15 protein-coding genes are annotated in these 18,853 nt (G+C 51.7%); 8 read left to right on the forward strand and 7 right to left on the reverse strand.

What is annotated here, in order from left to right; genetic code table 11:
- Positions 1 to 83 precede the first annotated feature (83 nt).
- Positions 84 to 1,274, forward strand: a complete 1,191-nt coding sequence (metC, locus tag A0G03_RS05030) for a cystathionine beta-lyase (RefSeq protein ID WP_048258419.1) — start codon at positions 84 to 86, stop codon at positions 1,272 to 1,274.
- A gap of 451 nt (positions 1,275 to 1,725) precedes the next feature.
- Positions 1,726 to 2,385 (forward strand): DedA family protein, encoded by a 660-nt coding sequence (locus tag A0G03_RS05035; RefSeq protein WP_048258418.1) that lies wholly within the window; start codon positions 1,726 to 1,728, stop codon positions 2,383 to 2,385.
- A 29-nt stretch (positions 2,386 to 2,414) separates the two neighbouring features.
- Here the strand turns inward: A0G03_RS05035 and A0G03_RS05040 are convergent, their stop codons facing one another.
- Positions 2,415 to 3,380, reverse strand: coding sequence for an AraC family transcriptional regulator (locus A0G03_RS05040; RefSeq protein ID WP_048258417.1), 966 nt, complete (start codon positions 3,378 to 3,380; stop codon positions 2,415 to 2,417).
- Positions 3,381 to 3,631: 251 nt separating this feature from the next.
- Here A0G03_RS05040 and A0G03_RS05045 point away from each other — a divergent pair, with 251 nt between their 5' ends.
- The 3 genes from A0G03_RS05045 (at position 3,632) to dkgA (ending at position 6,762) form a co-directional block, all read left to right on the forward strand.
- Positions 3,632 to 4,372, forward strand: a complete 741-nt coding sequence (locus tag A0G03_RS05045) for an NADPH-dependent oxidoreductase (RefSeq protein ID WP_048258416.1) — start codon at positions 3,632 to 3,634, stop codon at positions 4,370 to 4,372.
- A 3-nt stretch (positions 4,373 to 4,375) separates the two neighbouring features.
- Positions 4,376 to 5,539 (forward strand): alcohol dehydrogenase, encoded by a 1,164-nt coding sequence (yqhD, locus tag A0G03_RS05050; protein ID WP_048258415.1) that lies wholly within the window; start codon positions 4,376 to 4,378, stop codon positions 5,537 to 5,539.
- Between the two features lie 395 nt (positions 5,540 to 5,934).
- The gene (gene dkgA, locus A0G03_RS05055) at positions 5,935 to 6,762 is read left to right on the forward strand and encodes a 2,5-didehydrogluconate reductase DkgA (protein ID WP_048258414.1); all 828 of its coding nucleotides are present in this window, start codon (positions 5,935 to 5,937) and stop codon (positions 6,760 to 6,762) included.
- Positions 6,763 to 6,804: 42 nt separating this feature from the next.
- On the opposite strand, the gene A0G03_RS05060 is transcribed toward dkgA, so the two are convergent.
- The 6 genes from A0G03_RS05060 to A0G03_RS05085 form a co-directional block, all read right to left on the reverse strand.
- Positions 6,805 to 7,542 carry a GntR family transcriptional regulator gene (locus tag A0G03_RS05060; RefSeq protein WP_011091978.1) on the reverse strand — a complete coding sequence of 246 codons (738 nt, stop codon included), beginning with the start codon at positions 7,540 to 7,542 and terminating at the stop codon, positions 6,805 to 6,807.
- 364 nt (positions 7,543 to 7,906) lie between these two features.
- Complete coding sequence (gene ftsP / locus A0G03_RS05065; protein ID WP_048258413.1) at positions 7,907 to 9,322, reverse strand: cell division protein FtsP; 1,416 nt, start codon at positions 9,320 to 9,322, stop codon at positions 7,907 to 7,909.
- A 72-nt stretch (positions 9,323 to 9,394) separates the two neighbouring features.
- The gene (locus A0G03_RS05070) at positions 9,395 to 10,132 is read right to left on the reverse strand and encodes a 1-acylglycerol-3-phosphate O-acyltransferase (RefSeq protein ID WP_048258412.1); all 738 of its coding nucleotides are present in this window, start codon (positions 10,130 to 10,132) and stop codon (positions 9,395 to 9,397) included.
- A 150-nt stretch (positions 10,133 to 10,282) separates the two neighbouring features.
- Complete coding sequence (parC, locus tag A0G03_RS05075) at positions 10,283 to 12,553, reverse strand: DNA topoisomerase IV subunit A (RefSeq protein ID WP_048258411.1); 2,271 nt, start codon at positions 12,551 to 12,553, stop codon at positions 10,283 to 10,285.
- Positions 12,554 to 12,766: 213 nt separating this feature from the next.
- Complete coding sequence (locus tag A0G03_RS05080; protein ID WP_048258410.1) at positions 12,767 to 13,270, reverse strand: SUKH-3 domain-containing protein; 504 nt, start codon at positions 13,268 to 13,270, stop codon at positions 12,767 to 12,769.
- Between the two features lie 89 nt (positions 13,271 to 13,359).
- Positions 13,360 to 13,695, reverse strand: coding sequence for a DUF2314 domain-containing protein (locus A0G03_RS05085; protein ID WP_048258409.1), 336 nt, complete (start codon positions 13,693 to 13,695; stop codon positions 13,360 to 13,362).
- Positions 13,696 to 13,947: 252 nt separating this feature from the next.
- On the opposite strand from A0G03_RS05085, the gene A0G03_RS05090 reads away from it, so the two are divergent.
- The 3 genes from A0G03_RS05090 (at position 13,948) to A0G03_RS05100 (ending at position 18,850) form a co-directional block, all read left to right on the forward strand.
- Positions 13,948 to 16,350 carry a TonB-dependent receptor domain-containing protein gene (locus tag A0G03_RS05090; RefSeq protein ID WP_048258408.1) on the forward strand — a complete coding sequence of 801 codons (2,403 nt, stop codon included), beginning with the start codon at positions 13,948 to 13,950 and terminating at the stop codon, positions 16,348 to 16,350.
- Positions 16,351 to 16,771: 421 nt separating this feature from the next.
- The gene (locus A0G03_RS05095; protein WP_080965204.1) at positions 16,772 to 18,322 is read left to right on the forward strand and encodes a BglG family transcription antiterminator; all 1,551 of its coding nucleotides are present in this window, start codon (positions 16,772 to 16,774) and stop codon (positions 18,320 to 18,322) included.
- Between the two features lie 48 nt (positions 18,323 to 18,370).
- Positions 18,371 to 18,850 (forward strand): PTS sugar transporter subunit IIA, encoded by a 480-nt coding sequence (locus tag A0G03_RS05100; protein ID WP_048258406.1) that lies wholly within the window; start codon positions 18,371 to 18,373, stop codon positions 18,848 to 18,850.
- The last annotated feature ends 3 nt before the right edge of the window (positions 18,851 to 18,853 follow it).

The raw sequence follows: 18,853 nt of genomic DNA on the forward strand, positions 1-18,853 counted from the left end.
CGTAATTTCCCAGCGTTCACGGTCGGGAAGAGCAGGCGTATTGAGTCATTCGGCAGGACTGAACAGAAAAGGTGATAGTGGTCATGACAAGCAAAAAAACGGCAACAGCGTTAGTCGCCGCAGGACGCAGCAAGAAATTCACCCACGGCTCCGTCAACCCCGTTATTCAGCGCGCGTCCTCTCTGGTATTTGATACCGTGCAGGACAAGAAGCACGCCACCATTAATCGAGCTAAAGGTGCGCTGTTCTACGGTCGCCGTGGCACGTTGACCCATTTCTCGTTTCAGGAAGCGATGGTGGAACTGGAAGGCGGCGTAGGTTGTGCACTGTACCCTTGTGGTGCGGCTGCCATTTCTAACGCGATCCTCTCTTTCGTCGCGGCTGGCGATCATATTCTGGTAACGGAATCGGCCTACGAACCCACGCAGGATTTCTGCTCGAAAGTGCTCAACAAGCTGAACGTCAGCACCACCTATTTCGATCCGCTCATCGGTGCCGATATCGCCGAGCTGATCCAGCCCAATACCAAAGTCGTCTTTCTTGAATCGCCGGGCTCTATCACCATGGAAGTACACGATGTCCCCGCCATCGTCCAAGCCGTACGCCGTATCAATCCCGAGATCGTCATCATGATTGATAATACCTGGGCGGCGGGCATTTTATTCAAGGCGTTCGACTTCGATATTGATATCTCGATTCAGGCGGGTACGAAATATATCGTCGGCCATTCCGATGCCATGATCGGCACCGCAGTCGCTAACGAACGCTGCTGGGTACAGCTACGTGAACACTCTTACCTGATGGGGCAAATGGTGGATGCTGATACCGCCTACGTCGCCAGCCGCGGCCTGCGCACGTTGGGCGTCAGACTCAAACAGCATCAGGAAAGCAGTATCCGCATTGCGAAATGGCTGGCGGAACGGCCAGAAGTCGCAGTCGTTAATCATCCTGCATTGCCAGGATGCAAAGGGCATGAATTCTACGAGCGCGATTTTAACGGCTGTAACGGCTTGTTCTCATTCGTCCTGAAAGAGAAATTAAGCAAAGAAACGTTGGCGCACTATCTGGACCATTTTGAGCATTTCAGCATGGCGTATTCCTGGGGCGGATTTGAGTCCCTGATTCTGGCAAATCAGCCAGAAGAACTGGCGGCTATTCGTCCTGTGAGCGGCGTGGACTTTACCGGCACACTTATTCGGTTACATATTGGACTTGAAGACAGTGACGATCTGATCGACGATCTGGCCGCAGGCTTTGACAGACTCGGCTCTTAATCAGCGACGCACTGCCATACGACCGGAAAAAAATACAGGAAGGAAACAAAATACAGGAAGTGTGACGGCCATAAAACCGCCGCGTCTTGATTTCCCCTGCGACGCGGTGGGTAATGCGTTATGATAATAATGAGTCAACGCTTACTAAAAAACCGCGTTACCTTAACCAAAAATTAAGCATTAAGCCTTATCGTATTCTCACAATGCGGTAAGGCGTTTTGCCCCATATACCCTAAATAATTCGAGTTGCAGGAAGGCGGCGACGTAGTGAATTCCCAGGAGCTTACTCAAGTAAGTGACTGGGGTGAACAAAGGAAGCCAACGCACATGCAGCTTGAAGTATGACGGGTAGACTGATTTTAGGGCTTGATAGGCAGTAGATTTCAGGTAACCCAGCATTCCACCGCCGCGGCCTGAGAGATAGTGAATATCGTCACTGGCGGGAAGTAATATGAGTATGGTTCACGACATTATTCAGGCGCTCTGGCAACAGGATTTTAGTGCACTGGCCGATCCCCACGTCATTTGGGTGATTTACGGTATTCTGTTCACGACGCTGTTTCTGGAAAACGGCCTGCTACCCGCCTCTTTTCTGCCCGGCGATAGCCTGCTGCTGCTCACCGGTGCCATGATTGCCAAAGGCGTGATGAGCTTTTTCCCCACGATGATTCTGCTTACCATCGCCGCCAGCCTTGGCTGTTGGCTCAGCTACCTTCAAGGACGCTGGCTAAGTGATACCCGTCTGGTAAAAGGCTGGCTGTTGCAGCTTCCTGCACATTACCACCAGCGCGCCTATCACCTGTTCCACCGTCACGGCATGACGGCGCTATTGGTTGGCCGCTTTTTAGCCTTTATCCGCACGCTGCTGCCAACAATGGCGGGGATTTCAGGGTTAAACAATACACGTTTTCAGATTTTCAACTGGCTCAGCGGGCTGCTGTGGGTCGGGGGGATTGTCACGCTCGGCTATGCGCTCAGCCATATCCCGCTGGTCAAACGCTATGAAGATCAGGTGATGACTGCACTGATCCTGCTGCCGATTATTTTACTGATCAGCGGCCTTATCGGTATGGCTGTCATCGTATGGCGTAAAAAACGCACGGTCGCCTAATCCGGTAACCGTGTGATTGATTGCCGCCTTCAGCTTTCTTCAACCGCCATATTAGTGGCCTTTAATCTTGTCACTTCGTCGCCCGGCGTCGCACCGAAATAGCGTTTAAATTCCCGGCTAAACTGCGACGCACTTTCATATCCGACGCGAGCCGCTGCAACGCCGGCTCTCAGGCCATCGTTGATCATCATCACCCGCGCTTTATGCAGGCGATAGGATTTCAGATACTGCAATGGCGAGGTGTTGGTGACCGCCTTGAAGTTATGATGAAACGCAGAGACGCTCATGTTCACCTCGGCAGCCAACTGCTCCACATTGAGGTTATCGGCGTAGTGATTCTCGATGCGCCGCAGTGCTTTGGCGATTTGGCTGAAGTGCGTGTGCCGATTCACCAGCGCCTGTAATGCCGCACCGCTTTCGCCACAGAGCATATGATAAATAATCTCGCGCACAATCGTCGGGCCCAACACGCGGGCATCGCGCGGGTTATTCATCGCATCCAGCAGCCGTTCAACGGCGCACAGAATCTCATCGCTCAACGGCGCGCTGTTCACCCCGCACGTGCAAGAGCAGGGACGGATCGCACTGTCATCATCACCGATGTCGATCAGCAAATCCTGAAGCATTTGGATGTCGATGCTGATCGACATCCCTACCAGCGGGTTATCAACGCTGGCTATCGTTTCACATTCGAACGGCAGCGGAATGGTCATTAAGAGGTAATTTTCCGGGTCGTACTGAAACGTTTTTCCGCCCAGATAGCCAATTTTTTGGCCCTGAAAAATGATGACGATCGTCGGCTCATACATCACCGGCACACGCGGATGATGCTGCTCCGTATACAGAATTCTGACCTGAGGCACGAGCGAAGGCGTGACCCAACTTTTGGTTGAACAGCGTATTGCCTGCTGCACGATACGCTGCCGCACGGTCTGTTGCTGAACAAGCTGCTCACATTGGCTTTCCGTCGATATGCCTTGGTTTTCCGTCAACATGCCCTGGTCTCCATCAACATGCCTTGGTCTCCATAAATATAGTGTTATCTCGCTACCGGCTCTTTTTTCCTGCCTGAAGCCTCTCTCCTGACAGGGGAAACAAAATGACATACCCGTGAATTATTATCACCCTTTTCTCTTATGATTTGTAGAAATAGGCAATAACCAAACAGAAATGTGCATTGAACGTCTTCCATAGGTTGATGACAATACTGAGCATACCTTCGTCCCCTCATCCCCCGGGAAAAGACATGAATAAAACGACTGAACTGTTTACGTCACACCGCAGCGAACGTAGCTACCTTGATAAACCTATTCCCGATGACGTACTGGATGCCATTATTCAATCCGCACATTTGGCCCCGACGTCTGTGAACTCTCAGCAAGTCTCGCTCATCGTCACCCGCGACCCAGAACGCAAGGCACGCATTGCCGAACTGGCTGGTGGACAACCGTGGATTGCCAAAGCACCCGTGTTCATCACCGTAGTGCTAGATATGCATAAAACGCAGCTCGGGATTGCCATGAGCGGCAAACAGCAGCACGCGCATGAAAGTCTCGAAAGCCTGATCGCTGGCACAACGGATGTCGGCATCGCACTCGGCACGCTGATGGCCGCTGCGCGCTCATTTGGGCTGGGCATCGTCCCGATTGGCGGCATCCGTCGCGAACCACAGGAGTTGATCGATTTTCTGCAACTCCCTGAACTAACGTTCCCCGTTGCAGGCGTCGCCATCGGCTACGTCGATACCCCAGCACACCAGAAACCGCGCCTGCCGCTGGATTCATTCCGCCATGATGAAACCTATCATCAGGACGTTCTGCCTGCCGCGATTGAGCAATATAACCACACGCTGGTGACACACTGGCAGCAAACTGGCCGCGCAGACGGCGACAACTGGGGTGATAACACCGCCAGCTACTACCAACACATCTACTTCCCGAAAGTCTTGCCCGCGATCCTTCAACAGGGCTTTAAACTGGACAAATAACCCATGCTAAATTTCACACTTCATACCCCGACCAAGATTCTGTTTGGCGAAGGCCAGATTGCTGAATTAGGCAAAGAAATTCCTGCCGATGCCCGCATCCTCATCACTTACGGCGGCGGCAGCGTGAAGCACAATGGCGTGCTGGATCAGGTCTATCGCGCACTGGAAGGCCGCAACGTACGCGAGTTTTCCGGCATTGAGCCGAACCCGACGTATGAAACGCTGATGAAAGCTGTTGAGGTCGTCCGTGCAGAGAAGATTGATTTCCTGCTAGCGGTTGGCGGTGGCTCTGTCGTCGATGGCACGAAATTTATCGCTGCTGCCGCAGACTATCAGGCTGCACAAGACCCGTGGCACATTCTGCAAACGGGTGGCGCGGAAATCGATCGCGGCGTCGCACTGGCGGCGGTACTTACCCTGCCTGCAACCGGTTCGGAATCCAACAACGGTGCAGTCATCACCCGTAAATCAACCAACGATAAGCTCGCCTTCCGTTCACGATACACACAGCCGCTTTTTGCCGTGCTCGATCCGGTCGTGACTTACACCCTGCCCGCTCGCCAGATCGCGAACGGCGTGGTCGATGCCTTCGTTCACACGGTTGAGCAGTATCTGACGTATTCCGTCGATGCCAAAGTACAGGATCGTTTTGCGGAAGGTTTGCTGCTGACGCTGGTTGAAGAAGGCCCGCGTGCGCTGGCTGAACCGGAAAACTACAAGGTCAGAGCCAATGTGATGTGGAGCGCCACCATGGCGTTGAACGGCCTGATTGGTGCAGGTGTGCCGCAGGATTGGTCAACCCACATGCTGGGGCACGAATTAACGGCGCTGCACGGCCTCGACCATGCCCAAACGCTGGCTATCGTTCTGCCCGCCATGCTGACGGCAAGAAAAGCCCAGAAACGCGACAAGCTGCTGCAATACGCCGAGCGCGTCTGGAACCTGCGCGACGGTAGCGAAGACCAACGTATCGATGGCGCGATTGCCGCCACGCGTGACTTCTTTGAAAAAATGGGCGTACCGACCCGCCTGTCTGACTATCAGTTGGATGGCAGTTCCATTCCGACACTGGTCGCCAAACTCAGCGAGCACGGCCTGACTGCGCTAGGCGAGCACCGCGACATAACATTGGAAGAAAGCCAGAAGATTTACGAGGCGGCGCGTTAAGCCCCTCAGTCCTCAATAACTCGAGTTACAGGAGAAAACGCTATCGTTTAAACCACATCTATCCCCCTCAATGCTGTGTCTGTTAAGGGGAGCCAATCGGCTAATACTGGTCACTTAAGCCCGTTGTTAGGGGAAACACAGGGGGAGGTTCCCGTAGGGACGCCTCACCCCTGTGGTCGCCCCGTGTATCTCGATGCTTATACGATCGGCAGTAAGCCAATCGGCTCCCTTTATCATCAGGTAACGTATAGCCGACGAATTTTTCTACTAGAATGAAATCATATGCCTGTTCCTGCGAGGGATCACGTTCCTCTCTGTCCGTGATATGAACAGGTCGCCCATCCAGTTAAGCCTATGATACGTTTATGGATTAACGGATATAAAAGGAGAATGAGATGACGCAACCGAAAGTTAAGCTGGCGGACGGCAATATCATGCCCCAGTTGGGCCTTGGGGTCTGGCGAGCAAGCAGTGAAGACACGGCGATCGCCGTGAATGAAGCCTTGTCCATCGGTTATCGGGCGATCGATACCGCCGCGATTTATAAGAATGAGGAAGCGGTCGGTCAGGCGCTGAGCTCCGCGAATTTACCGCGCGAAGAGGTATTCATCACCACCAAGCTCTGGAATGGCGATCACACCGATCCGCAAAAAGCGCTGGAAGAGAGCCTGAGAAAACTTCGGTTAGATTATATCGATCTCTATCTGATCCACTGGCCGCTCCCGCAGCAAAATACCTTCGTGGATGCCTGGCGTGGACTCATCAAACTTCAGGAACAAGGTCTGGCGAAAAGTATCGGCGTCAGTAATTTCCATATTCACCATTTACAGCGATTAAAAGAAGAAACTGGCGTATTGCCGGTCATCGATCAGGTCGAACTGCACCCGCTTCTCCAGCAAAAGCAGCTCCATGCCTGGAATGCCACACACCATATCCAGACTGAATCCTGGAGCCCGCTGGCGCAGGGTGGTGAAGGGGTCTTTGATCACCCTATTATCCGTAAACTGGCGATGAAATACGGGAAAACACCGGCACAGATTGTGATCCGCTGGCATCTGGACAGTGGGCTAGTGGTGATTCCTAAATCGGTGACGCCGGCACGCATCAAGGAAAACTTCGAGGTGTTTGATTTCCGTCTGGATAAAGACGAGCTGAGTGAAATTACCAAGCTGGACTGCGGAAAACGTCTGGGCTCGGATCCTGACGAACCAAGAAACGACTAATCCATCTTTGATGCCAGCATTCTCCGTGCTGGCATTCTTCCTCTAATCAGCAAACTGAATCTCATACACATCGCTACGGCAGTGCGCTTCGCTGTATTCCAGCAGTTCACCCTGCTCGTTATAAACATGCAGTTGGCAATACAGCGCAGGGGCTTCCGCCGCAATACCCAGAAGCGTAGCGATTTCTGCCGCACAGGCAATCGCTTTGAAACGATAGCGTTTTTTGTCCGGTATGACCCCACCCGTTATCCAATATTGATAGAGCGACTGTTCGAGTGTTTCTGGGTCGGGTAAGAATTTTTGCGGAATCCAGGTCGTTTCCAGCGAGACGGGTTCGCCATTACTGAGCCGGACACGCCGCAGATAGGTGACGGCTTCGCCTTCCGGCAAAGACATTTTTTCCGCGATGCTAGCAGGCGGTACCTGTATTGATCGCTCTAGCCAGAGGCTGCCAGCGATGCCGCCTTGTTTCAGCACGAGCGCAGTGAACCCTTCATCCTCGGCACTCAAAGCATAATTCAGCCGCTGAGTAACGCGGGTTCCCACCCCTTGCTGGCGAGTAACCAGTCCTTTTTCTTCCAGCAGCGACAGGGACCGAGAAACCGTCACGCGCGATAAGCCCAACTGCTGCGCAATCAATCTTTCCGCAGGTAAGAACTGGCCTGACAACGTCTTACGGCGACCGATTTCTGATTCAAGCAACGACGCGAGCTGTATATAGCGAGGCGCCGACGATGCACCAGCCAGTTGATCCCTGAGCCAAAGCAGTAATTCCCGCATAGTGCAGCCTTTTTTAGTGACGCAGCGTCTGGCTGCGTACAGGTTAAAACAGAAGTGAACCTGATTTCATGGCGAAACGAAACGCTCTGGCTCTGAAATTGTTGTAATTAAAAATGTTTTTTTAGTACTTATCAGACACGGAACAGTACGTACGCTAAACAACAATTCACTCTTAATTCATAGCAACATCAATATATAAGGTATCGTCCGCACGGCTCCGCATCTTTAATTTTGGTTTGTCTGAATAGAGGTGGATCACATTAAGAAGCAAGTGGGCATCGGAAACATCGCGGTCAGACAGGGCTGCCGTAACATCGGTCACGGCAGAGGGATAATAGCGGAAGGTGACTGGTGGGCTATAGGTTTACATCGCAGACTGTACGATGAGCTGCCCTGTCGAACCGCGATCGGCCAGTTCCAGCGTTTGGCTGTAATACAGGAAGGGAAACGCCATTGAGGAAGGCTGCATGAAATAAACCAGCAGCTCGACATCATTATCGATCCATACCGTATCTTTCCAGCCGCTGTCTTCCACCGCCGGTGGGCGACCATTCGCGCTGCGCACCAGGAATTTTACGCCCTGAATGTGGAAAGCCTGCGGCGTGTCGGCGTGGATAATCCAACGCTCGCAGCGACCAAGCTGGGTTTGTACATCGGCACGCGTCATATCCCACATCGCGCCATTGATGCCAGGCAAACTGTCACCCAGGCGGAATTCTCGCGTGCGGCTGATGCTGCCTTCAATAATGTTATCGGCCAGCAAACGCATCGGCAGGTTATCCGTTACCAATGGCAACAGCCCCGTCGGCTTAAGCGTCAGTATCTGGGTCGAAATCAGGATGCTGGAAGGCTCAAACAGGCCGCGCAGGCGATCCATAATCCCAGCGGATTCACCGGCTGTCAGCGTGACTTCCTCGCCTTGTGACATGTCGATCAGAATTTCACGTCGTTCACCGGGCGCGAGAGAAAGCTGGTTCACGGCCATCGGAGCCGGTAGCAGCCCTTGATCGCTGGCGATCACGTGCATCGCCCGTCCATCACTCAGTCGCATCACGTAACGGCGGGAGTTCGATGCGTTCAGTAATCTCAGGCGAACCCAGCCGCGAGAAACCTCAACAAAGGGGCTTTGGACGCCGTTGACTAACAGCGAGTCCCCTACGAATCCACCGCTAGAAGGCGGGTTATAGAGAGGTACACCAAAGTTATCCAGTCGTTTATCCTGAATAATCAATGGGAAATCATCAACACCGTAGTGATTAGGCAGCGGCAGCGATTTACTGGTGCTGTCTTCCACCAGCCATAGCCCAACCAACCCGTTATAGATATGGGGCGCCATACGGTTCGGCGTATTTGCATGATACCAGCAGGTCGCCGACGACTGACGAATCGGCAACACGGGTGACCAATCGCCGCCAGGAGAAATAATGCGGGCAGCGCCACCCATCAGCGGCCCCGGCACCTGCAACCCACCGATCGTCATTGCAACAGGCTCGTTCAGGCGGTTGCTGTAAATCAGCTTAACGTCATCGCCGTCATAGACTCGCACCGTCGGCCCTAAATAACGGCCGTTGATTCCCCAAATGGATGTCTTACGGTCACCGGAAAACGCCCAATGGGCACGCTGCATGGTCAGAAAGAGAGGCTGGCCTCGACGCGACTCCAGTAATGGCGGTATCGGCAATGCGGCAGGATTCCCACTGGCTTTCGCCGCCAGTGGCGTCATACCCGCACATAACGCAAGGCCCGATGCCTGAATAAACTGACGTCGGTTGAGTGACATAATGACTCCGTAAATCCATTAACCGTAAGCAAAGTTTAACTAAGGAATAATCCAATAACCGATGGGGTGAACTTATTTTTTGTTTGCCGCTTCGCGGGCCGCGACTTCCGCATCCAACTCCGCAATCTTGGCCGCCATCACATCATGGCAATGTGTAGCCAGTTCACGGACCTGATCTTTGGTATATGCACGGGTATCAATCGGTGGCAGCATTTCTACGATCACAATGCCGTTATTCCAGCGGTTTAATTTCACCTTATTGCTGGTAGTCGAAACGCAAATCGGCACAATCGGCACTTCTGCGCTAATGGCGGCATGAAACGCGCCAGTTTTGAATGGCATCAGGCCGCGTCCACGGCTGCGAGTACCTTCAGGGAACATCCAGATAGAGGTATTACGCTCTTTAATATGCTTCACCACCTGAGCGATAGTGCCATGCGCTTTGGCACGGTTTTCACGGTCAATCAGCAGGTTACCCGTCAACCAATAGAGTGGCCCGAAGAATGGAATCCACAGCAGGCTTTTTTTACCCACGGTAACGGTACGAGGCTGAACTGCGCTGGATACCGTGACCATATCGTAATTATTCTGATGATTCGCGATATAGATGCAGTTGCCATAATGCGCCGCTTCTTCCGGTATCCGCATTTCTACTTTCAGGCCAAACACCACGGACAAACGACCAAAAAGACGGCCGAAAGTCGCTACATGACGGGGATTTCGAGGGCTGAACAGGCAGTAAAATAAGCCAAAAATACAGATCAAAATCGAAAAGATAACGACAACAAAAAAACGCAAAATGGATAACATAGCAACCTCATTAGCCGAAAGCCGCCGCTAGTATAGCGATTTCGCGCTAAAACACACGGTGATTCAATTTGCTGCGGGATGGCAACCGGAAACCAAAGAAAGGCGGTAAACACCGCCTTTCTCAACATGCACAACGACAATAGGGGGGAGTTATTCTTCGCTGTTGCCAGTGTCAACCTGCTGCGGCGCATCTACCTCAATCCGATCGATGCGTTGCAGACCGCGCAACAAGGTCCCTTTCCGTCCGCGCTCGCCTTGATACTTCTGAAGCTCGTTCGGACGCAGCACCAGCTTGCGCTTGCCGAAATACAGCGTGACGGAAGCCTGCGGTGGCAGCAGATACAGCCAGGTCAGACGATCTTTACCTTCCGCAAAATCAGCCGAGGAGATGGACACAATCTTGTTGCCCTTGCCTTTCGACAACTGCGGCAGATCGGAGACAGGGAACAGCAGCATTCTGCCTGCGGCGGTGATCGCCATGAGCAGGTTATCCTCGCCTTTGATCTCGATCGGTGCCAGCGCCTTCGCGTTATCCGGCAGCGTGATAATCGCTTTACCTGCGCGGTTACGCGCCACCAGATCGTTGAAGGTACAGACAAATCCATAGCCCGCATCCGATGCCATCAGCAACGGCTGATCGTCTGCGGCCATCAGCACCTGTTCAATCGTCGCACCCGGCGGCGGCGTGAGTTTGCCCGTCAGTGGCTCGCCCTGACCGCGCGCAGAAGGCATTGAGATCGGATCCAGCGCATAGCTGCGGCCAGTGGAGTCAATAAACACCACGGGCTGATTGCTCTTACCTTTAGCAGCGGCACGGAAGCTATCGCCCGCTTTATAGCTCAGACCGGTCGGATCGATGTCATGCCCTTTGGCGCTACGTACCCAGCCCATTTCCGACAGCACAATGGTAACCGGCTCAGACGGCACAAAGTCGTGTTCACTCATCGCTTTCGCTTCGCCGCGTTCATGCAGCGGTGAACGACGATCGTCACCATAAGCTTGCGCATCAGACTGAATTTCTTTCTTAATCAGATTGCTGAGCTTACGCTCTGACGCCAACAGCGCTTGCAGCTGATCGCGCTCTTTGGCCAAATCGCCCTGCTCACCGCGGATTTTCATCTCTTCCAGCTTGGCCAAGTGACGTAATTTCAGCTCCAGGATCGCTTCAGCCTGTGTTTCACTCAGGCTGAACTGGCGCATTAGAACGGGCTTCGGCTCATCTTCCGTGCGGATGATATGAATCACTTCATCAATGTTCAGGAACGCAATCAGCAAACCTTCGAGGATATGCAGGCGCTTGAGCACTTTTTCCAGACGGTAGTTCAGTCGGCGGCACACGGTGTCGCGACGGAATACCAGCCACTCGCTCAGGATCTCGACCAGCCCTTTCACGCTAGGGCGACCATCCAGACCGATCATGTTCATGTTAACGCGGTAGCTTTTTTCCAGATCGGTAGTCGCGAACAGATGATTCATCACCTGATCCATATCGATACGGTTCGAGCGCGGCACCAGCACCAAACGGGTTGGATTCTCGTGATCGGATTCATCACGCAGATCTTCCACCATTGGTAGCTTCTTCGCGCGCATCTGGCTGGCAATTTGCTCCAGCACTTTGGCACCGGAAACCTGATGCGGCAGCGCAGTAATGACCACATCACCGTCTTCTTTCTTCCAGACCGCGCGCATCCGCACCGAACCACGACCGTTCTGGTAAAGTTTGCGCACTTCATCGCGCGGCGTGATGATTTCGGCTTCCGTCGGGAAATCCGGCCCCTGCACATGCTGGAGCAAATCGTCCAGCGAGGCTTTCGGGTTTTCCAGCAGCATCACTGCGGCAGCAGCGACTTCACGCACGTTATGCGGTGGAATATCCGTTGCCATCCCGACCGCAATCCCGGTGGTACCGTTCAGCAGAATATTCGGCAGACGCGCAGGCAGCATCTTCGGCTCTTGCATCGTGCCGTCAAAATTCGGGGTGTAATCGACCGTGCCCTGTCCTAATTCTGACAGCAGCACTTCCGCGTATTTGGACAACCGCGATTCGGTATAACGCATGGCGGCGAACGATTTCGGGTCGTCCGGTGCCCCCCAGTTCCCCTGACCATCCACCAGAGGGTAGCGGTAAGAGAACGGCTGCGCCATCAACACCATCGCTTCATAGCAGGCGCTGTCACCGTGCGGATGGTATTTACCCAGCACGTCACCCACGGTACGGGCGGATTTTTTAAATTTGGCGCTGGCATTCAGTCCCAGCTCGGACATCGCATACACAATGCGACGCTGCACAGGTTTCAGACCATCGCCAATGAACGGCAATGCCCTGTCCATGATGACGTACATGGAATAATTCAGGTATGCATTTTCGGTAAACGTGCGCAGCGCAAGGCTTTCTGCGCCGTCATGAGTCATCTCACTCATTTATCTCACTTTCCTCACATCGCGGCGCGATTGTTACGCTTTCCGACACGCCATAGCGGCGGTATGTTTGGCGGGAATAGTACCTTATCTGATGAGGTGATGTCACAGGGAACAGTTAGCAGGGAACCGCGTCACAGGAAACGATGCCGCTCTCAGAAAACCCTCACTCCGGGCGATAGCCGGTGTGAATCCGACGGCGGCTGGAGAAGGCGGCTAGTCGTAGTGGTGGACACTCGGATGATCTGTGGTAATCGTCTCGCCATATGCGGATATTGACAATTGGTCTGGCCGCAGCATGGGTTTCCCCTTCCGGCCAAGTAGAATGCACTCAACGGCGGCCTCAAAAGACTCTCCTTCAAACCAGAATGCCTCATGTATAAAGCTCATCCCGTAGCAGGCTCCCGCGCTATCCATCAGCAAGGCAGCATGCGAATGATGAGTCTCGCCGATCAGGATCAGCGTCGTGTTCAGAATGCCTTGCCACTCCAGCAGCGTTTCATCTTCCTGCAAGTCCTCACTGCCGCCAAAAATAATATCACCGCTGGCGCACTCTTCTCCTGCGCCGCTCTGCCCGACCGTCAGCCCACCGAACGCGTGCAGGATGTCAGCGGCAGGATGGTTCTCTGGCACAAACGACGGGACTGATTGTGGTTCGACATGCGGCCAGCCTGCTGCGTGAAACAGTGGAAAAACAGATTTGGGTATTTCAATAAACATCGTTAGTCACCTTGCACCCTAAGGGCACCGCACTGCGGTGCTAAACATAGTGAATATCAGCACGAACATCACCGGTGTTAGCGATGCCGTTATTCATTCTCTTCATAGATACCAATCACATGGCAAGAATGAAACGTAATCGTCTGGCCGCATTGCACACAGTCGCTTCCCGTAGGTTTATTATCTAAAACCCCTTCGTAAAACGCAGGATGCTTTTTCGTCACGTTGACCCACATTCTTTCGACCGAGAGGTCATCAGAGCCTGCCGTTTCCTCCATACGGAAGATCAACTTAACAAAATCGCCGGGTTCCAGCGATTCACGCACTGCCTTGGCCGGAATCCAGAATGAATCCGGGTACTCGCAGTTAATCGCTTCGCCATCATCCAGCTCGTAGTGATCGGTTTCGTACGTCGGTAATTTCATGACACCTCATTGATACATCACGCAGACACCGCCTGCTTTAGATTTTGATAGCCAACAAACCGTTTCATTAAGAATTATTCATCATCATTGCCGCGACAAACGATAATGATTAACATATTGATAATAAATATCATTACCACATGATAATTAATGTTATTCGCCGTTTTGCATTTCCCTTGCAGACGTTAGCTACCAGCACGCCATGTTTCCCCAACGCCGCTGGCCAGAACAACCTTATAGCAGAGTATCATTATGTTAATTAACAAGAATTTAAATAAAATTCTTCTCACCGGCATCTTGACTGGCGTCGCGCTGAACAGCATGGCAGCGGATAGCACCACAGGCAACAACGCACTCAACGTGAAGAATCAAGATAATGCAGCGGCGAAAACGGAACCGACGGGTGATGTCATGACCGTGCACGCGCCCGAGATTGAGAAAAAAGCGGGCTCGTCCGTTTCAATCACAGCCAACGATATGCAGAAGTCTGGCGGTAATGACTTTGGCACCATCATGCGTTATCAGCCGTTAATCAGCGCAACAGGCTCCAGCGGCGGTAGCAATACAGGGAAAAGTGGCTTTGATCGTGGCGGCTACACGGGCTACAACATTCGCGGGATAGAAAGCAACCGCGTCGCCATTGATACCGATGGCATCGCGCTGCCTAATGCAACGGGGCGCAGTTATGCCAGCAGGGCTGGTTTTAATACGTTTGGCATGGGACGCGACTATGTCGACCCTTATCTCTACGGGCGAGTCAATATCGAATCTGGCGTGACCTCGGCGGAAAATACGATTAATGCGTTAGGTGGCAGCGTCTCGTTCCGTCCCAAATCAGCAGATGATTATTTAAACGCGAATAAGCAGGAATATGTTGGCTTCCAGAGTGATTTCGACTCTGCCAACCATGGTTGGCATAACGGTATCACCGCCGCAGGCGGGGATACCGAGCTGCGCGGCATTGTCGTGCTCAGTCGACGTGACGGCCAGCAAACGCGTAATAACAGCGACGAGATCGCCGCTTACCCTGCAAACTGGCACTCTAATGCCATTCTGGCATCGGGTATCTGGCAGCCGAATGATGAACACCAGCTCACCGGTACGCTGGATTATTATCATAAAACCAACCATACCCACTACGATTACTGGGGTAACTTACCGAGCGGCAATAATACGATTTATGGCACCGCACAACAAAGCAGCGAGACTCGCCGCTGGAGCGCCAGCCTGAAAGATCGCTGGACGCCGATCAACAATACCTTGGTTGATATGATCGATAGCCGCGTTTACTTCCAAAACAGTGAGTCTCACGACAACACCTGGTTGCCTGCAACAACGGGCATGGCGGCAGCCGATAGCCACCGTGTCTATTCTGATTACAATGTAAAAACGTACGGCTTCGATACCCATCTGGTGAAAAGCTGGGATCGTCACGAGTTTAGTTGGGGTCTCAATGCCAGCCAAACTAAAACCGAGCGCCCATTCAGGCAATCACCGAATCAAACGGGTGCGAATAACATCATGCAGCCAGAAGCCGATAGTGACAGCTATAACGTCGGCGGCTTCGTGCAGGATACCGTCTCCTGGGATCTGGCCGGGCACGCCTTCTCGGTCGTCCCTGCCGTGCGCGCCGTTCATCAACGTACCAAAGCGACCAACACGGTTAGCCTGAGCGGCAACGGCAGCGTCATCAGTGGATCCGATGTCAACAGACTGTACGGTAAAGCCAACAGTGATACGCAAATCCTGCCTTCACTGAGCTTCCTCTACGACATCACCCCAACGCTGACGACCTATTTGCAGTACCGCCGCGGCGCGCAGTTCCCCGATGCCAGCCAGCTCTATGGCAGCACCAACCTTGACGCCAACTTTGCAGGACCTGCACAGTATGCCTTTATCGGTAATAGCGACCTCAAAACAGAAACCAGCAACAACGTAGAATGGGGCTTAAAAGGCGAAGCAACGGAAGGGATCACATTCCGTACAGCGCTGTTCTACAACACGTATAAGAATTTTATCGCCAATACCCGCTACCGTCGTAGCACGAACCCAGACAGATTTACCAATGTTCCGAGCAATATCAATACGATATTTCAGGCCGAAAACCGTGATAAAGCTTACATCTACGGTGGTGAAGTCAGCAGCAAAATACAGCTAGGCACCTGGTTCCCAGCGGTTGATGGACTCAGCACCACGCTGGCGTTTGGCTACACCAAAGGTCAATCACAGTCTCGCTACCTTGGCGACCGCTATGTCGATCTCGACAGCGTCGCGCCGATGAAAGCGGTTGTTGGCATCGCCTATGACGATCCTTCTCAGCGCTACGGCGCCGCCCTGACGTCGACCTTCCAGAAAGGGAAACAGGCAAAGGATACCAGCCGTGAAAGCTATACCAATGCTGGCACCGCTATTACCGGCTCAACAGCTGAATATATGCGGATTCCCGGCTATGGCATGGTGGATCTGACCGCCTACTATCGCGTGACCAAAGACGTGAAAATCAGCGGTGGCGTGTATAACCTGACTGACCGTAAATATTGGGACTACCTGAGCAGCCGTCAGATTGAAACCAATGACCGACAGGGACAATACGATCGCGCGCTGTCTACTGCACCCGGCCGTTCCTTCCAGCTCGGTGTGAATGTCGATTTCTAATCGGCACGATACGCTGATTCACTGAAATAAGGCGATGTTCAGTTCAGGCATCGCCTCCGTAATCAGGCAAGAAAGCGCACCACGGCTTTCTTGCCTTTTTTATTTCCCCTCACTCTGACTTGCTCATATTCTTATTTTTACTGCATTGTTTAACGAAACAATTAATATGCAGGTGAGATCACAATTATTACCCATGATAGCGTGATCGCGATCCCAATTAATATCCACTCAATACCCTGTTTTATTTTTGTCCTATTCGGCGGACAGCATTTAGTATTGTCCCTATCGACTATCGCGACTAGATTGATCATTACAGCACCCTATGCAAATAAAACGAAAGAGAAAATAAAAAAGGAAATTATTTAGAAAAAATTATCAATCCGATAAGCATCAGAAAATCTAACGAATCACAGAGGGTAATATGATGCAGCCACTCACCTCCCGCCAGAACCGTTTATTGAAATATCTGCTACAACACCAGGGATATGTAACGGTTAAAGATATTGCACATTATCTGGATGTGTCGGAAAAAACCGTCTATCGCGATATGCAATTTGTTGAAGCCTTCCTTTCTGTCTGGAATATTTATCCAGACAAAAAGGTCGGTGCGGGAATTATGTTAACAACGGATGACGACCGACACATCATGTTGCTGGAACAGCAACTTGTCGTGGATGATGGGGAGACCGATGCGCTGATCAACAATGCTCGCCGCGTCAAAATCGCCTCACAATTATTAAGCGACACGCCTCATGAAACCTCCATCAGCAAACTGTCAGAACGCTACTTTATCAGTAGTGCGTCTATCGTTAACGATCTGAAAATCATCGAAAGCTGGCTACATCCACTGGGATTATCGCTGGTGCGCAGCCAGAGCGGCACACACATTGAAGGCAGCGAGAATCAGGTGCGTCAGGCGATGGCTTCGCTTATTAATGACGTTATGCATCATAAAGAGCCCGGCTCACTTAGCCACTCGCGCCTCGACCCCGGTAGCTATAGGGCACTGATTAACTATTTCGGCGAAAACGACGTTTCCTTCGTCGAAGCGCTGTTACAAGACATGGAGAAATCGCTTTCTTATCCGCTAGGCGAGCCTTATTACATCAATATTTTCACCCATACGTTAATTATGATGCACCGCATTGCGCAGGGAAAAGCGCTCATCATGGCGGAAGACGCTGTTCATCAGCAGGTTGATAATCGCATATTCTCCATCGCTCAAAATATGGTGACCCAAATAGAGCAACGCGTCGAGAACACGCTACCTTCCGATGAAGTCTGGTTTATTTACCAATATATTATTTCTTCAGGCATTGTGATGGAAGAGCGTGCGGATAACCAACTGCTCCGCTACCAATTTTCTAATGGTGAGTCCCGCAGAATTACACGTGCATTAACACAGGTATTTTCTGATTTAATCAATATCGACTTGCGTACGGATAAGTTATTACATGAAGGATTGCTTATTCATATCAAGCCGTTGCTTAACCGATTAAAGTATCAAATACACATTCGAAATCCATTATTAGACGATATCAAAATCGAATTTATCGATATTTATGAAATGACTCAGCAAGCCATGAATGAAGTCTGTCTGCGATTTCAATTAAATCCCGTCGCTGAGGATGAAGTCGGCTATTTGACCATTCATTTTCAAGCCGCGCTGGAACGCCAAATTGCTCATAAACGTATTTTGGTTGTGTGCTCCAGCGGCGTGGGAACGTCACATTTGCTAAAAAACCGTATTCTGCGTGCATTTCCTGACTGGATTATTGTTGGCGTGATATCAGCCAGTAATATGCAGGTATTCTGCCAGCAGGAAGACATTGAATTGATTATTTCTACGATTCATCTGGAAGAGCAACTGATTCCGGTTGTTTATGTATCCGCCTTTTTTAATGACGATGACATTAAACGTGTTACCGAAAGAGTTATCGCTAATCAACTACATCAAGCCGTCCCTCACTGATTATTTTCCGAAGGTTAATTTTTTAAATTTATAGATGAGGTGTGATATATGGATATCAATAAAATACTGAATGCCAACCGCGTAAAGTTAGATATGTCCGCGACCAATAAAGATGAAGTCATTAATGAATTAACCGATCTGTTATATGCTGATGGTGCTATTACCAATAAAAAGGACTTTATTCACGATGTCTGGTTACGCGAAGCCGAAGGTTCAACCGGTTTTGAAAACCATATTGCGATCCCGCATGGGAAATCATCTGCCGTAAAACAAACCACGCTCGCGATTGGCCGAACCCGTCAGGATATTCCCTGGGAAACACTCGACGGTAGCCAAGTTCGCTGCATTATTCTCTTTGCCGTGCGTCTGGAAGATCAGAACACGACACACATTCGCCTGCTGTCTCAGGTTGCCAGTGCACTGGCCGATGATGAGGTGATTGCTCAACTGTTAGACGAATCCGATCCCCATAAAATTATTCGGCTGTTTAGTCAGTATGCAGAAACAGCGCCTGTCACTCCGACATAAGAC

Source organism: Pectobacterium peruviense (genome assembly GCF_002847345.1).
Taxonomy (GTDB): Bacteria; Pseudomonadota; Gammaproteobacteria; order Enterobacterales; family Enterobacteriaceae; genus Pectobacterium; species Pectobacterium peruviense.

Excerpts from the sequence above, each read along its gene's own strand:
- metC (WP_048258419.1), top strand. The coding sequence starts at position 84 with ATGACAAGCAAAAAAACGGCAACAGCGTTAGTCGCCGCAGGACGCAGC.
- A0G03_RS05035 (WP_048258418.1), top strand. The coding sequence starts at position 1,726 with ATGAGTATGGTTCACGACATTATTCAGGCGCTCTGGCAACAGGATTTT.
- A0G03_RS05040 (WP_048258417.1), bottom strand. The coding sequence starts at position 3,380 with ATGTTGACGGAAAACCAAGGCATATCGACGGAAAGCCAATGTGAGCAG.
- A0G03_RS05045 (WP_048258416.1), top strand. The coding sequence starts at position 3,632 with ATGAATAAAACGACTGAACTGTTTACGTCACACCGCAGCGAACGTAGC.
- yqhD (WP_048258415.1), top strand. The coding sequence starts at position 4,376 with ATGCTAAATTTCACACTTCATACCCCGACCAAGATTCTGTTTGGCGAA.
- dkgA (WP_048258414.1), top strand. The coding sequence starts at position 5,935 with ATGACGCAACCGAAAGTTAAGCTGGCGGACGGCAATATCATGCCCCAG.
- A0G03_RS05060 (WP_011091978.1), bottom strand. The coding sequence starts at position 7,542 with ATGCGGGAATTACTGCTTTGGCTCAGGGATCAACTGGCTGGTGCATCG.
- ftsP (WP_048258413.1), bottom strand. The coding sequence starts at position 9,322 with ATGTCACTCAACCGACGTCAGTTTATTCAGGCATCGGGCCTTGCGTTA.
- A0G03_RS05070 (WP_048258412.1), bottom strand. The coding sequence starts at position 10,132 with ATGTTATCCATTTTGCGTTTTTTTGTTGTCGTTATCTTTTCGATTTTG.
- parC (WP_048258411.1), bottom strand. The coding sequence starts at position 12,553 with ATGAGTGAGATGACTCATGACGGCGCAGAAAGCCTTGCGCTGCGCACG.
- A0G03_RS05080 (WP_048258410.1), bottom strand. The coding sequence starts at position 13,270 with ATGTTTATTGAAATACCCAAATCTGTTTTTCCACTGTTTCACGCAGCA.
- A0G03_RS05085 (WP_048258409.1), bottom strand. The coding sequence starts at position 13,695 with ATGAAATTACCGACGTACGAAACCGATCACTACGAGCTGGATGATGGC.
- A0G03_RS05090 (WP_048258408.1), top strand. The coding sequence starts at position 13,948 with ATGTTAATTAACAAGAATTTAAATAAAATTCTTCTCACCGGCATCTTG.
- A0G03_RS05095 (WP_080965204.1), top strand. The coding sequence starts at position 16,772 with ATGATGCAGCCACTCACCTCCCGCCAGAACCGTTTATTGAAATATCTG.
- A0G03_RS05100 (WP_048258406.1), top strand. The coding sequence starts at position 18,371 with ATGGATATCAATAAAATACTGAATGCCAACCGCGTAAAGTTAGATATG.